Source organism: Glycocaulis albus (assembly GCF_014639075.1).
Lineage (GTDB): Bacteria > Pseudomonadota > Alphaproteobacteria > Caulobacterales > Maricaulaceae > Glycocaulis > Glycocaulis albus.
This window is the reverse complement of record NZ_BMFS01000005.1, coordinates 122,583-136,050: the sequence shown is the minus strand read 5'-3', so window position 1 is coordinate 136,050 and position 13,468 is coordinate 122,583. Positions and strand designations below refer to the sequence as shown.

Annotated in this window: 12 protein-coding genes and 1 other RNA gene; 2 read left to right on the top strand and 11 right to left on the bottom strand. The window is 62.9% G+C overall.

The genetic code is table 11. The features are described 5' to 3' along the window. Nucleotides 1–135: 135 nt before the first annotated feature. The 5 genes from rnpB to IEV75_RS07110 all read right to left on the bottom strand — a co-directional run bounded on the left by rnpB (nucleotide 136) and on the right by IEV75_RS07110 (nucleotide 3,378). An RNA gene (gene rnpB / locus IEV75_RS07130) (RNase P RNA component class A) lies at nucleotides 136–546 on the bottom strand. A gap of 32 nt (nucleotides 547–578) precedes the next feature. Then, complete coding sequence (locus tag IEV75_RS07125; protein WP_188451870.1) at nucleotides 579–1,259, bottom strand: N-acetylmuramoyl-L-alanine amidase; 681 nt, start codon at nucleotides 1,257–1,259, stop codon at nucleotides 579–581. Next, nucleotides 1,256–2,167: a DMT family transporter gene (locus IEV75_RS07120; protein WP_188451869.1), complete on the bottom strand. Its 912-nt coding sequence runs from the start codon at nucleotides 2,165–2,167 to the stop codon at nucleotides 1,256–1,258. The genes IEV75_RS07125 and IEV75_RS07120 overlap by 4 nt, the downstream gene beginning before the upstream one ends. A 73-nt stretch (nucleotides 2,168–2,240) precedes the next feature. Continuing rightward, nucleotides 2,241–2,522, bottom strand: coding sequence for a hypothetical protein (locus IEV75_RS07115; protein WP_188451868.1), 282 nt, complete (start codon nucleotides 2,520–2,522; stop codon nucleotides 2,241–2,243). Nucleotides 2,523–2,676: 154 nt separating this feature from the next. After that, nucleotides 2,677–3,378, bottom strand: coding sequence for a J domain-containing protein (locus tag IEV75_RS07110; RefSeq protein ID WP_188451867.1), 702 nt, complete (start codon nucleotides 3,376–3,378; stop codon nucleotides 2,677–2,679). 43 nt (nucleotides 3,379–3,421) lie between these two features. Here IEV75_RS07110 and IEV75_RS07105 point away from each other — a divergent pair, with 43 nt between their 5' ends. Continuing rightward, the gene (locus IEV75_RS07105; protein ID WP_188451866.1) at nucleotides 3,422–7,015 is read left to right on the top strand and encodes a hydantoinase B/oxoprolinase family protein; all 3,594 of its coding nucleotides are present in this window, start codon (nucleotides 3,422–3,424) and stop codon (nucleotides 7,013–7,015) included. 84 nt (nucleotides 7,016–7,099) lie between these two features. Next, on the top strand, nucleotides 7,100–8,176 hold the full coding sequence (locus IEV75_RS07100) for a hypothetical protein (protein WP_188451865.1): 1,077 nt from the start codon (nucleotides 7,100–7,102) through the stop codon (nucleotides 8,174–8,176). 264 nt (nucleotides 8,177–8,440) lie between these two features. On the opposite strand, the gene ettA is transcribed toward IEV75_RS07100, so the two are convergent. The 6 genes from ettA to IEV75_RS07075 form a co-directional block, all read right to left on the bottom strand. Beyond that, nucleotides 8,441–10,105 carry an energy-dependent translational throttle protein EttA gene (ettA, locus tag IEV75_RS07095; RefSeq protein ID WP_188451864.1) on the bottom strand — a complete coding sequence of 555 codons (1,665 nt, stop codon included), beginning with the start codon at nucleotides 10,103–10,105 and terminating at the stop codon, nucleotides 8,441–8,443. A 106-nt stretch (nucleotides 10,106–10,211) separates the two neighbouring features. Then, nucleotides 10,212–10,439 carry a GDCCVxC domain-containing (seleno)protein gene (locus IEV75_RS14005; protein ID WP_308418870.1) on the bottom strand — a complete coding sequence of 76 codons (228 nt, stop codon included), beginning with the start codon at nucleotides 10,437–10,439 and terminating at the stop codon, nucleotides 10,212–10,214. Further along, a complete protein-coding gene (locus IEV75_RS07090; protein WP_188451863.1) occupies nucleotides 10,436–10,855 on the bottom strand; it encodes a hypothetical protein in 420 nt (139 codons plus the stop codon). Before IEV75_RS07090 ends, IEV75_RS14005 begins: the two co-directional genes overlap by 4 nt. A 152-nt stretch (nucleotides 10,856–11,007) precedes the next feature. Continuing rightward, nucleotides 11,008–11,331: a hypothetical protein gene (locus tag IEV75_RS07085; RefSeq protein ID WP_188451862.1), complete on the bottom strand. Its 324-nt coding sequence runs from the start codon at nucleotides 11,329–11,331 to the stop codon at nucleotides 11,008–11,010. Between the two features lie 225 nt (nucleotides 11,332–11,556). After that, entirely contained in the window at nucleotides 11,557–12,525 is a 969-nt protein-coding gene (locus tag IEV75_RS07080) for a glutathione S-transferase family protein (RefSeq protein ID WP_188451861.1), read from the bottom strand. 50 nt (nucleotides 12,526–12,575) lie between these two features. Next, the gene (locus tag IEV75_RS07075; protein WP_188451860.1) at nucleotides 12,576–13,412 is read right to left on the bottom strand and encodes a pirin family protein; all 837 of its coding nucleotides are present in this window, start codon (nucleotides 13,410–13,412) and stop codon (nucleotides 12,576–12,578) included. Nucleotides 13,413–13,468: the final 56 nt, after the last annotated feature.

The window sequence follows — 13,468 nt, the reverse complement described above, 5'->3', positions numbered from 1 at the left end:
GAAGCTAGTGTCCAGCGCTGTTTTTACAGGCACGGCCAAGTAAAACCGCAACATATTGCATCGCAACAAAATAGAACAAACAAAGCACAATTAGTTAACGCCGCCAGCGGCTTTGAGAATCCGGCAGGAAAATGAAGCGTCAGGCGGCCTGTAAGCCGGGTTCTGTGCCATTCTTTCCGCGATGGAAAGAAGCGGCAGCCATTCCTCTTGGATGGCGCTTGCACGCCACCTCCAGCGACCTACCCGGACGGAATGCGGAGGCGCACCTGCCCGCGCGAAGCGGACGCCCGTCCCTATTCGGTCTTGCTCCGGGCGGGGCTTGCCGTGCCCCCTTCCTTGCGGTCGGGGCGGTGGGCTCTTACCCCACCGTTTCACCCTTGCCGGGCACGAAGGCCCGGCGGTCTGATTTCTGCGGCGCTGTCCCTGAACCGGAGCTTGAACTCCGGCCCGCCGGGATTTCCCCGGCACCCTGCCTCCATGGAGCCCGGACTTTCCTCTCCCGCCCGCCTTTCGGCACTGGACGAAAGCGGCTGCCCGGCCGCCTGACAGGCCCTAAGTCGGCCTTTGGCGGGTAAAGGTCAAGCGGGCGGAACCTTGGCCGCCACTGCTGCAATGAGCCCCATCGTCTGTGCATCCAGCCTGCCATCGATATGCAAGGGCCGGAACCGGCGCTGGAACTCGGTCAGGAGAATGTTGAAAGGCGGTGCCGGGTCGTAGCCGATTGCCGCCAGAAGCGTTGCGGCGCGCGCCTCATCCGGTTTCGCAGCCTCCGCCCCGTCCGGCCACAGGCCCACGCCTTCGCGCGCCAGCCGCTCCCACGGAAACTTTTCACCGGGATCGATCTTGCGGCCGGGCGCGATATCGCTGTGGCCGGTAACATTCACCGGCTTTATGCCGTGCCGGGCAATGATCTGCCTGGAAAGCCTGATCACGGCATCAATCTGCGCATCCGGAAAAGCAGGCAGGCCGAACTCGTGTCCGCCATTGACGATCTCGATGCCGATCGAGGCAGAGTTCACATCCGTGATGCCGCGCCAGTAGCTCAAACCAGCGTGCCAGGCGCGCCTTGCCTCATCCACCATGGCGATGATGCGGCCATCTTCCTCAACCACATAGTGGGAACTGACCTTGGCAGCCGGGTCCGCCAGCCGGTCAATCGCGCCCCTGCCTGTCTCCATACCTGTATAGTGCAGCACCAGCATGGACACCGGCAGGGCGCGCTCATTGAAGTTCGGCGACGGGTGGACGAGCGGGCTCATCGCGGCTTTTGTATCACGGTTTCGGGCGGCAAGGTGCTGGAACGGCGTGCGGCGACCACGGCCACACCGGCAATGGCAATAAGACCGCCGGCGATCAGTTGCCAGCTTACCGGGTCTCCGAGAAGGACCACGCCGGAGATGACCCCGATGAGCGGGCCCATCAACGTCATCGGCGCGATCAGCGAGGCGTCATAGCGCCGAAGGAGCCAGTAGAAGGCACCGTGGCCGAATATGTTGACCAGCAGCACGGTGAAGAAAATGCTGGCCAGCAAGAGCCAGCCACCGGCCAGCATGGCCTCTATCTGGCCGCGCTCGAAGATCAGGCTGGCAATCAGCAGGGGCGGCCAGGAGAACAGGCCGATCCAGGCCTGCAAGGGGATGGTGGTCAGCTCAACCCGTTTGACGAAGATCGATCCGGCCGCCGCCGCCATCGCCGCGCCGACGCCGGCCAGCAATCCCGCGGTAAAGGTGAACTCGGCTGGCTTGAAAACCACCAGAGAGGCCCCCGCGAAGGCCATGCCCATGCCGGCCGCACGCACCCAGCCCACCTTTTCCTTCAGGAACATGATCGAGAGAATCGTCGTGAATGGCACGGAGAGTTGCACCACGATCGCGATAGCCGAGGGCGTGGCGTAGTGCAGGCCGGTAAACAGTAGCGCGAACTGTATCGCGCCCATGCCAAGCCCCGCTCCGATGACCGGACCCAGTTTTTTCGGCAACGGAAGGAGCCATGGGGCCAGCATCGCATAAAGCAACGCAAAGCGGATAAAGGCAAAAAAGAGCGGCGGCACGCCATCAAATCCCGGCACCAGGTCCGGCGTGCCCGAGACTGACCATTTCGCCACAACGAAGTTGACGCCCCAGACGAGGCAGACGGCGAACAGAAGGGCGAAATGGCGAGGGCTCATGGCCGCGCTGTAGCGGCCCGGCGGCCATGCTTCAAGTCACGAAACGATAAGGGGTGTTACAGGCCGTTCCTGCTCAGCCGCGCGGTGTGCTGGTACCGTCAACCGTCCAGCCATGGGGGCCGCGGCGGGCGACCAGTACGGACGTGTCTTCCTTACGCCTGCCACGCACCTTGCGGTAGACCCAGTAGGCGCCGGCACCCAAAACAGCCAGACCTGCGACGACAAAGGCTGCCGCCGTCAGTACGGCGGCAAGCAGCACGACAAGCCCTATGAACGCCGCCGCAATGATCGCAGCCAGCACCGCACGCAGCGCCTGCATGGCGGCATCGGAATTGAACGCTGGCTGTTGTGTCATCTCAATTGCTCCCGGACATACGAAATGCCTTCTGACCTTTCGTCGCAATACTAGAGTTGGGGGTTTAGGCCCGCGCGTCAATGGCACCGGGCCGCGCCTCACACACAATTAATGTTATGTGCACGCTGTTGGTTCCCGGCTGCCTGTATCGGTATCAGGACGATGCCAGTGCCGGCTTCAGTCCCCGCTCGGCCAGGATTTTCTGGTAAGCAGCATTGATCACGGCCATTTTTTCATCGGCAAGGCGCTGCAGCTCAAGAGGCGCGCCACGTGCCATAAGCCGGTCGGGGTGATTTTGCGAGGCGATGCGCCGGTAGGCCCGCTTCAGATCGCCGTCCGCGATGGAGCGGTCCACACCGAGCACGAGATAAGGGTCCTGACCGTCGAGCGCACCGTGACCGGCGCGTATGCGGTCAAACTCGCTTTCGGAGAAGCCGAATATGCCCGACACGGAGTGGAGGTATTCCATTTCCTCCGCCGTCAGCCGCCCGTCGGCCTTGGCAATATGGAAAAGGCCGTCGAGCACGTCTTCGAGGATGGCCGGATGAGCCCGGAAACGGCGGGCCAGGCGGCGGGCGTAGCCCTCAAAGCCCAGCGTTGTCTGCTTGGCCAGATTGAAGGCACGCATCAGCGAGGCCTCGAAACCGGCGGGCGCGCGCAGGACCTGGCGGAATGCGGCGACCTCGTCATGGGTAACCTCGCCATCGGCCTTGGCCATCTTGGCACCGAGCCCGATCAAGGCCATGGCGAACTCGGCATCGTCCACCCGGTGGCCCGGCGGGCAGTCGCCTTCGGGACAGGCGAACGGGTCGGCCGGGCCGGTAATCAGCTCTGCAAGTTTGCGCCAGACGCTCATGCGCGCTTATCTGCACCGCAAAACCGGCGAACGGAAGGGGCAAATGGGCGCGGATAGCACCGGAAAGTGGGAGATCTGGATAGATCGCGGCGGCACCTTCACCGATATTCTGGGTTTGTCGCCACAAGGCGAACTGCATGCGCTGAAGCTGCTTTCCGAGAGCGCGGCCTATCGCGATGCGGCCAGCGAGGGCGTGCGCCGCATAACCGGGCTGGCCAGCGGCACGCCACTCACACAAGAGGCCGTCAGCAGCGTGAAAATGGGCACGACCGTGGCCACCAATGCCCTGCTGGAGGAGGCCGGCGCGCCCACCCTCTTCATCACCAATGAAGGGTTTGAGGACTGCCTGCTCATACAGGACCAGACCAGGCCGGACATCTTTGCCCTGCGCATCGACCGGCCCCGGCCCCTGCCTGCCCGCATAGCCGGCATTGCCGGCCGGCTGGATGTGGAGGGGCGCGAAATCGCCCCGCTGGACCGGCATGCGGTGCGGGCCATTCTGGAAAACGCCCGCTCAGCGGGACTCCAATCGGTTGCCATCGCCCTCATTAATTCGTATGTGAATGACATACATGAGAAGCAGGTGACGGAGCTCGCCCGCGAGGCCGGCTTTACCCATGTGAGCCTCTCCAGCGAGACAAGCCCGCTTGTCCGCCTCATACCGCGCGCGTCCACCACCGTGATCGACGCCTATCTGGACCCGGTGCTGCAAGATTATGCGGCCCGCGTGGACAAGGGGCTTGGCGGGATCCCGCTCTATTTCATGCAATCATCCGGCGGGCTCGCACGATCCGGCCATTTCCGTGCGCGTGATGCGGTCCTCTCCGGTCCCGCAGGCGGTGTGGTCGGCATGGCGCAGACCGCAAAGGCCGAGGGGCTGGACCGCGTCATTGGCTTCGACATGGGTGGAACCTCGACCGACGTGTCGCGCCATGACGGCGCGGCTTACGAACGGCGCGAACAGGTGCGTATTGACGGACGCCTCTTGCGCGCGCCCATGCTGGCCATCCACACTGTCGCGGCCGGCGGCGGGTCCATCCTGCATTTTGACGGGGAGCGCGCGCGCGTCGGACCGCAAAGCGCGGGGGCCCGCCCCGGCCCCGCAGCATACGGCAATGGCGGCCCGGCAACTGTTACGGACGCGAACATCGTGCTGGGCCGGGTACACCCTGCATGGTTTCCAGACGTGTTCGGACCGGACGGCAATGCGCCGCTGGACGCCGGCGCCGCGCACGAAGCCATCCGCCCGCTCGCCGCATCCATGGGCGTGGACAGTATCGAGGCGGCCGCCGAGGGTTTCCTTGCCATTGCCGCCGAGGCCATGGCGGGAGCCATCCGCCAGATCACGATTTCGCAAGGCATTGACCCGCGCGATTATGCGCTCAACGCCTTTGGCGGAGCGGGTGGGCAACATGCCTGTCAGGTAGCCGCCGCGCTGGGCATCAGGCGTGTCATCATTCACCCCAGGGCGGGGCTTCTCTCAGCGCTGGGCATTGGCATGGCTGCCCTGCTGGATACGCGTCAGGCAGGGCTGGAAGCGCCACTGGACGCGCATGGGCTCGATGCTGCCCGTGACCGCCTTTCGGCGCTGGAGGACGAGGCGCGCGGCGCGCTGAAGGCGCAAGGCGCTCACGACATTCACGTCGCGCACGAACTGCATATCCGCGTCACGGGATCCGATACCGCCCTGCCCGTCCCGATGGGCGAGCTTGGCGCCGTGCGTGCCGCCCATGACAGGGCACATCTTCGCCTGTTCGGTTTCACCGTGCCCGATGCCGGGCTGATTATCGAAGCGGTATCGGTAAAAGCCGAGGCGCCATCCGCCGCCAGACTGCCTGCCACTCCGCACGGCGCCGGCGAGGACGCCAGGGCTGAGGAGCGGACGCGCCTCTTTTCCGGCGGAGAGTGGCATGATGCACCCATTTATTCACTCGCGAAGCTTTCCCGTGACCAGGTGATCACCGGACCAGCGCTGATCATGGAGCCAGGCCAGACGATAACGCTCGATCCAGGGTGGACGGCGCGGCCCGGCCGGACGGGTGCGCTGCTGATGGAGCATACCGGAGGCATGGCGCGCGCGGCCCGCTCTACAGACCTCGACCCGGTCACGCTGGAGCTGTTCAACCGGCGTTTCATGGGTATTGCCGAGGAGATGGGCGTGGTGCTGGAGCGCACGGCCCACTCCGTCAACATGAAGGAACGACTGGATTTTTCCTGCGCGGTCTTCGATGCGGAAGGCGGGCTGGTCGCCAATGCGCCGCACATGCCGGTCCATCTGGGCTCAATGTCGGCGAGCGTGCGCGCGGCGCTGGATGTCCACCCTGATCTCGCCGCCGGCGAAGCCGTGGCGCTGAATGCGCCTTATAATGGCGGCACGCATCTGCCGGATATTACTGTGATCCAGCCGGTGTGCGATGCAGATGGCCAGCGGCTCTTCTTTGTAGCCTCGCGCGGTCACCATGCGGATGTCGGGGGCATCGCGCCGGGGTCCATGCCTCCTTTTTCCAAAACCATTGAGGAAGAAGGCGTTGTCTTCGATAGCGTGAAGATACTTTCGGATACGAAGTTTGATGACGGTGCAGTCCGTTCGGCTCTTGCTTCGGGCCGGTTTCCAGCCCGCGCGCCGGAACGCAATATCGCCGATCTGAAGGCTCAGCTCGCATCCTGTGCACGCGGCGCCGAGGAGCTGAAGCGCCTGATTGCCGAACAAGGACGTGAGGTGGTCCGCGCTTATATGGGACATGTGCAGGACAATGCGGAACGGGCTGTCCGCCGCGTCATCGGCGCGCTGGAGAACGGTTCAGCCGTGATGGAGCTGGAGGGCGGGGAGCGCATATGCGTTGCCATCACGACCCGGCCCGATCAAGGCACGGCGACCGTCGACTTCACCGGCACATCGGCCCAGATGTCCAACAATTTCAATGCGCCCAGCGCGGTGGCCCGAGCCGCCGTGCTCTATGTGCTGCGCTGCCTGGTAGAGGACCAGATACCGTTGAATGAGGGCTGTCTGAAGCCGGTGGAGATCATCATTCCCGAAGGCTCGCTGATCGCTCCCAAGCCGCCCGGCGCCGTGGTGGCCGGCAATGTGGAGACCAGCCAGCTCATCGTCGACGCGCTCTTCGCGGCCACGGGCCGCATGGCGGCTGCGCAGGGGACGATGAACAATTTTACCTTCGGAAACGAAACATACCAGTATTACGAGACGATCTGCGGTGGGTCGGGTGCCGGAATCCTCGCTGACGGCTCCGGGTTTGACGGGGCGGACGCCGTCCACACCCATATGACCAATTCGCGCCTCACCGACCCTGAAATCATGGAACTGCGCTATCCGGTGCGCGTGATCTCGCACCGCGTGCGCGAAGGTTCCGGCGGAGATGGAAAATGGCGTGGCGGCGACGGCTCCGTGCGGCGGTTGCAGTTTCTCCAATCCATGGAGGCAAGCCTGCTCTCCGGACGGCGGCGCATGGCCCCGCCAGGCGTTAAGGGCGGGCAGGATGGCGCCCCCGGACAGGCGCGCATCATCCGCGCGGACGGCGCGGTTGAGGAACAGCCCGCCCTGTTCTCGGTCCGGCTTGCACCCGGCGATTCAATCGAGATCGAAACGCCCGGCGGCGGCGGGTATGGGACTGCCTCCTGATAGCAGAATCTGTCTTGTACAACCGGTTTTAAGTTGACCCCGGCGGCATGGTTAATACGCTTCTGCTCTCCGGGGGGAAACAGCATGACAGATGGTGTGCCTAAGGCCGGTAGCCGCTTTGACACCGGTATTCAGCAGCTTGAGCCTGACGCAGCGTATCAACGGCTAACGAGCAATATCGCCCACGTGCACGCTGAAGACCTGCCTGCCTTCTTGATCGGCGAAAAGCTCAGGGCCTATGTCAAGGCGCAGCTCAAGGCATTAAACGTACGGTTTGGCGCGCTGCTCGCGGTCATTCTCGCACCTGCCGGTACTGGTGTTGCATTGGAATTCGGGCTGCCCTTGCTCGTGGAGCTTGGATATATCCCCGACCCGGTCATTCTTGACCCTGTCCCGTTCACCGGCGGCTCACTACATCTCAGCACGCTGGCATCGTGGGCGGCCCTCGCGCTGGTGACGCTCATTCCCGCCAGCCTTGCCGGCCTTGTGCTCTGGCGAACTTACAGCCGGCTGAGCGCCGCGTTGAAGCACATTGTCGGTCAGGTCAGCGCCGTCATTGCCGAACGCAGTCTGGGTATCGGGCATGAGCGTTGCGCCGTGACCATCGGAGAGGCGGGTTTCTCGCTCTGCTCGGCAGGACGCAGACTGACACTTCGCTGGCACGCGCTTGACCTGCCGGCTACGCGGGATCGCGTGGCTGCACAGAACAATCCGTCCACGATGCTGCCATCTGCGCCCGGCCCTGCGCATATACCTGCATCGTTCGACGAAATTCGCGCGCTCATCCGTCAACCCGAATGGCTCGGCTTTCGTGACGAGGTGGAAGCATGGGCCAACGCCAATGACCGACTGCCTCTGGATATGAAGTGTTACCGCAAGGGCGCCGAACGCTATATCCAGACAGGTAAAGGCAGGCGCGGCCAATTATTGCACGAACGGGTCAACGGTCCGGCCTGGAAGGAGACCGTTATTATCCATCGCCGCTTCTTCGAGAGCGCTGAAAGCGAGCTGAGCTGGCCGCAATTTGTGATGTTCGCGCTTGTGCTCGCCCAGTCCAACGAGGTCCCTCACGCGGGTTCAGAGGCACAGGCCGGTGTGCACAGGATTGCACCCCGGAAAGCCCCTCAGCCGCAAAAAGAATACACGCCCGTTTTACCCTAGGGTCGATACTCAATGAGATTTGGAGCGTGATATGCGCGAAAATGGTTCACTGTCAGGGGCAGGCCCGATGGAAGGATTTCGCCCGTTCGAGGAACCGCGACGCCACAACGGGCGATTTTCGCCACACCTCCTCGAGACGCGGCGGATTTGGCCTCTGACGGCGTCGAGCCGCCCTTGTTGAGGGATGCTCCACGGCAGCCGTCTCTCCGTGTCAGGCAACACATCCGCTACGCCTCAAACCCGGAACCGGATTGAGTGTCGACCCTAACGCTCGAACTTCTGGAACTTGACGCGGGTCGGCACCAGCGCGTCGGTGCCGAGGCGGCGCTTCTTGTCTTCCAGATAGTCGGAGAATGCGCCCTCGAACCATTCCACATGGCTGTCACCCTCAAAGGCGAGAATGTGGGTGGCGATCCGGTCCAGGAAGAAGCGGTCGTGGGAGATGACCACGGCGCAGCCGGGGAAATCCTCCAGCGCGGCTTCCAGCGCGGAGAGCGTCTCTACATCGAGATCATTGGTCGGTTCGTCGAGCAGGAGCAGGTTGCCGCCTTCTTTGAGCATCTTGGCGAGATGCACGCGGTTGCGCTCACCGCCCGACAGCACGCCGACCCTCTTCTGCTGGTCGCCGCCCTTGAAATTGAACGCGCCGACATAGGCCCGGCTCGGCACTTCATGCCCGCCCAGCGAGATCATGTCATGACCGTTGGAGATCTCTTCCCAGACGGTTTTCTTGCCGTCCAGCGCATCGCGGGACTGGTTTACATAGCCCAGCTTCACCGTCTCACCGATTTTCACGGTGCCGTTATCGGGCTGCTCCTCACCGACGATCATCTTGAAGAGCGTCGTCTTGCCGGCGCCGTTCGGACCGATCACGCCCACCACGCCGCCGGGGGGCAGTTTGAACGTCAGATCCTTGATCAGGAGCTTGTCGCCGAACCCTTTGGACACATTGTCGAACTCGACCACATTGCCGCCAAGACGCGGGCCCGGAGGGATGCGGATGGTGGCGGTGGAGATTTTCTCGCGGTCGGCCGCATCGCGCATCTCTTCGTATGACTTGATACGCGCCTTGGATTTCGCCTGACGCGCCTTCGGGCTGGAACGGATCCACTCCAGTTCGCGGGCGAGCGCGCGCTGCTTGGCGCCTTCCTCGCGCGATTCCTGTTCCAGACGCTTGGTCTTCTGCTCCAGCCAGTCCGAATACCCGCCCTTATAGGGAATGCCCTGTCCCCGGTCGAGCTCCAGCGTCCAGGTGGTGATGGAGTCGAGGAAGTAGCGGTCGTGGGTGACGATCAGTACCGCGCCGTCATAGTTTTCAAGGTGATGCTGGAGCCAGGCGACGCTTTCCGCGTCGAGATGGTTGGTCGGTTCGTCGAGCAGCAGCATGTGCGGCTTGGACAGGAGAAGCTGGCAGATCGCCACGCGGCGGCGCTCACCCCCGGAAAGGTTCGCAACCGAAGCATCGCCGGGCGGGCAGCGCAGGGCCTCCATCGCCATCTCGATCTTGGAGTCGATGTCCCACGCATCGCGCGCGTCGACCTGCTCCTGCAGGGCGGTCATCTTCTCCATCAGCTCGTCGGAGTAATCCTCGGCCAGCTGCATGGCGATGGCGTTGTATTCGTCGTAGATTTTCTTGTCCTCGGAACCCTCGATCACGTTCTCCCAGACGGTCTTGGCCTCGTCGAGTTTGGGTTCCTGCGGCAGATAGCCGACCCGCACGCCCTTTTCGGCCCAGGCCTCGCCGGTGAAATCATTGTCCATGCCAGCCATGATGCGCAGCAGGGTCGACTTACCCGCACCGTTGACGCCGACTACACCGATCTTCGCATCGGGCAGGAAGTGCAGCGAAATGCCGGAGAAGACCTGCTTGCCGCCCGGATAAGTCTTGGCCAGCTTGTCCATGTGATAGACGTATTGATAGGACGACATGAGCGGGGCTCCTTTGACGGCGCGGCAGGGGGAGGAAGTCTGGCCGCGCTATAGCGCAGCCGGACGGGTCAAGGCAATGGAAGCGGTGCGCGGGGGACGGTAAGCCTCAGGCCGGGCCATTGCCTTGGCAGCAGGCCGCGTCTTCCTGCACAGGAGGACAGGGGATGTCGCCAAAGGAGCAATAGACGCAACAATCGCCGGGCCTGGGCCTCAGCACCGCCCCGCACCCCTTGCAGTCATAGAAAAACTGGCAGGCATCCGACGGCATCGTGTCCGTCGAGCTGTGGCCACATTCCGGACAGGTGAGCACTGACTGAAGGACCACCTTGCTCATCGTCCGTAAGCCCAGCGCACCAGATCAGCCTCAAAGAACGGCACCACAAGGGACGCCGCCGTCAGGACCGCCGACAGGATCAGAATCACGGTAACAATCCGTCCCGGCCTGCGCCCGCCGCGAAACGCTAAATAGCCCGCCACACACACCAGCGCGAATGCCGCCAGCGAAAACCATAGCTGATTGCGTACGAAGAACCGCAAATGTAGCAACAGGGCGGTGCCGGCTCCGAGATTCGCCAAGAAAATCGGGAGGATGCAACAAGTAGCCCCGGCAAGGCCGGACAGACCCGCAGCCACCCCTCCCCCGGCGAAAAGTCCGCTCAGCCGGTTGGAGGGGGCATCGCGCTGCAAGGCTTTGACAGGTGTTTCTTCCATCATCTTCAGAGGAATGCCCGTCCCGTTTCGGAAAGTCATGTCACAAGCCGGTGATATCAGGGGTGACGGCGCCCGCGCTGCCAATGGAGGGGGTGTGGGCGTATATCAGGCAGGGGCGCGAGGGACATTTGAAATACCCCGCCCGGACCGGGATCCGGACGGGGTTCCTGCTGTCTGAACGGATGGAGCGGTCAGCCGCCGGATTTGGCCGGCATGAGGCGCTCGACAGTGACCATGACAATCACCATCACCGAGGCGGCTGCCAGCACGTTGGCATAGCTGCCCAGGATCGCAGTCAGATACTCGCCGACAACCGGTATCGCTTCGAGCGCACTGGCACCGACCAGAAGGAAAATCGCGGCGATCAGCACGCCGCGCCTGTGGTCTGCAGAGACAAAAAACCCGCTTGCAAGGCCCAGAACCGCCAGTATGGCACCGCCATATTCGAAGGTCACAAAGGCCAGAACAATCGCCGCCAAAATGCTGACGGCCCAGACAATTTTTGCAATAGACATAAGGCTCCTCCCGTCTGTTCTTTTTTATATATCGCGCCCCTTAAAAGCACGATGGTTAACGCTAAGCTGAGTTCTAGCGATTCCACAAGACAAAATGGGCTGTGTCCGCCTGCTTTGTGGCTGGACGGGATCGAGGCGGGCGGTTTTATATGGCGCTTATTTGCGCTGCAGCAATCATCCCCTGCCCCCGCCATCATGGCGGGGGCAAAAGTGCTGGAGACGCACCTAGGAACGCCCGTCGGCTACATGCACATCAGGTCCCAGCGGCACGATGCCGGTCGGATTGATCATGTCATGGCTCTCGTAATAATGGCGCTTGGCGTGATCGAGATTGAAGATGTCCGAGATGCCCGGCAGGCCGTGCAGGCGGCGCGCATAGGCCGCGATATGCGGATAGTCGATCAGGCGTTTGAGATTGCATTTGAAATGGCCGTGATAGACCGGATCAAAGCGCACCAAAGTGGTGTATAGCCGCCAGTCGGCCTCGGTCAGCGTATTGCCGCACAGATATTCGCGGCCATCGGACAGAAGGCTTTCCAGCCAGTCCAGGCTCTCAAACAGGGTGGTGACCGCCTCCTGATACGCGCTTGGCGATGTGGCAAAGCCGGACTTGTAGACGCCGTTATTGACCGTGTCGTAGATGCGCGCATTGAGAGCATCGATCTCGCCGCGCAGATGCTCGGGATAGTAATCGCCCGGCGCAGCGCCCACACCGTCAAACGCGGAATTGAACATACGGATAATGTCCGCGCTCTCATTGGAGACGATAGTGTTTTTCTGCTTGTCCCATAGCACTGGCACGGTCACCCGGCCCGTATAGTCGCTCTTGGCGGCCGTGTAGACCTGATGGAGATATTCCGCCCCGTGCAGCGGATCGGGGATCACGCCGGGGCCGTCCTTGAAGGTCCATCCGTTTTCCTTCATCAGCCAGTGGACGACCGACACATCAATCATGTCCTCCAGCCCTTTGAGGTGGCGGAAGATCAGCGTGCGGTGCGCCCAAGGGCAGGCGAGCGAGACGTAGAGGTGGTAGCGCCCGGCCTCGGCCTTGAAGCCCGCCTCGCCGGTAGGACCCGCCGAGCCGTCGGCCGTCACCCAGTTGCGGAACACGCTGTCCTGGCGCTCGAATTTCCCACCTGATTTCCCGGTGTCGTACCATTCGTCTTTCCAGACGCCGTCCACGAGCCGTCCCATAGGCGGTCTCCTTCAGTTCTGCTTCTATCCGTCCCGGGGCGATTGACGCGTCAGAACCGGCCCATCTGGTAGTCCAGCATGGCCTGGCGCACCTCGCCTTCGGTATTCATCACGAACGGACCGCCCCAGGCGATCGGTTCGCCAATCGGGTTGGCGGCCGCCAGGATGGCGCGGGCACCGTGTGGCCCCGCCTCGATACGTACCGTGTCGCCGGGGCCGAAAACGCCCAGATGGGCTTCGGGCAAAGCAATGCCAGAAACGCTTACCTGGCCGGTATGGACTGCCAGGATGGTGGTTTTCTCCGCCGGAATGGCCTCCTCGAACACAGCACCCGGCTCCATAACGAGCTCGGCGTAAAAAGGCTGCGTCGTGATGTTTTTCACCGGGCCTTCAACGCCTGCCGAAGTGCGTCCGGCGACGATGCGCGCCGTCACGCCCTCACGCCTGTCCTCAGCCACCTGGGAGGCGGTGTATTCCTGATAGCCGGCCGGCTTCATCTTCTCGGCTGCGGGCAGGTTGATCCAGAGCTGGAAGCCACTCATCAGCCCGTCTTCCTGCTCGGGCATTTCCGAATGGATGATGCCGCCAGCGGCCGTCATCCACTGCACCCCGCCCGGCTCGATCACGCCTTCATGGCCCTTATTGTCCTTGTGGCGCATGCGGCCCGCGACCATGTAGGTCACGGTCTCAAAGCCCCGGTGGGGATGCTCGGGAAAGCCGGCGATATAATCGTCCGGGTTATCGGAGTGGAACTTGTCGAGCATCAGGAAAGGGTCCAGCACGCGCAATTCAGGCGTGCCTAGCAGACGCGTCATTTTCACGCCCGCCCCGTCCGAGGCGGCCATGCCGCGCGTCAATTTCACAAGCGGACGGTATATTCCGGCCATGATGAAGCCTCCTGTGATCCATATGCCTGATGACATGGGCCACGGGGCGCCGCGCG

Bases quoted from the DNA above. Each gene is read 5' to 3' on its own strand.
- IEV75_RS07125 (WP_188451870.1), bottom strand. From the start codon at position 1,259: ATGAGCCCGCTCGTCCACCCGTCGCCGAACTTCAATGAGCGCGCCCTG.
- IEV75_RS07120 (WP_188451869.1), bottom strand. From the start codon at position 2,167: ATGAGCCCTCGCCATTTCGCCCTTCTGTTCGCCGTCTGCCTCGTCTGG.
- IEV75_RS07115 (WP_188451868.1), bottom strand. From the start codon at position 2,522: ATGACACAACAGCCAGCGTTCAATTCCGATGCCGCCATGCAGGCGCTG.
- IEV75_RS07110 (WP_188451867.1), bottom strand. From the start codon at position 3,378: ATGAGCGTCTGGCGCAAACTTGCAGAGCTGATTACCGGCCCGGCCGAC.
- IEV75_RS07105 (WP_188451866.1), top strand. From the start codon at position 3,422: ATGGGCGCGGATAGCACCGGAAAGTGGGAGATCTGGATAGATCGCGGC.
- IEV75_RS07100 (WP_188451865.1), top strand. From the start codon at position 7,100: ATGACAGATGGTGTGCCTAAGGCCGGTAGCCGCTTTGACACCGGTATT.
- ettA (WP_188451864.1), bottom strand. From the start codon at position 10,105: ATGTCGTCCTATCAATACGTCTATCACATGGACAAGCTGGCCAAGACT.
- IEV75_RS14005 (WP_308418870.1), bottom strand. From the start codon at position 10,439: ATGAGCAAGGTGGTCCTTCAGTCAGTGCTCACCTGTCCGGAATGTGGC.
- IEV75_RS07090 (WP_188451863.1), bottom strand. From the start codon at position 10,855: ATGACTTTCCGAAACGGGACGGGCATTCCTCTGAAGATGATGGAAGAA.
- IEV75_RS07085 (WP_188451862.1), bottom strand. From the start codon at position 11,331: ATGTCTATTGCAAAAATTGTCTGGGCCGTCAGCATTTTGGCGGCGATT.
- IEV75_RS07080 (WP_188451861.1), bottom strand. From the start codon at position 12,525: ATGGGACGGCTCGTGGACGGCGTCTGGAAAGACGAATGGTACGACACC.
- IEV75_RS07075 (WP_188451860.1), bottom strand. From the start codon at position 13,412: ATGGCCGGAATATACCGTCCGCTTGTGAAATTGACGCGCGGCATGGCC.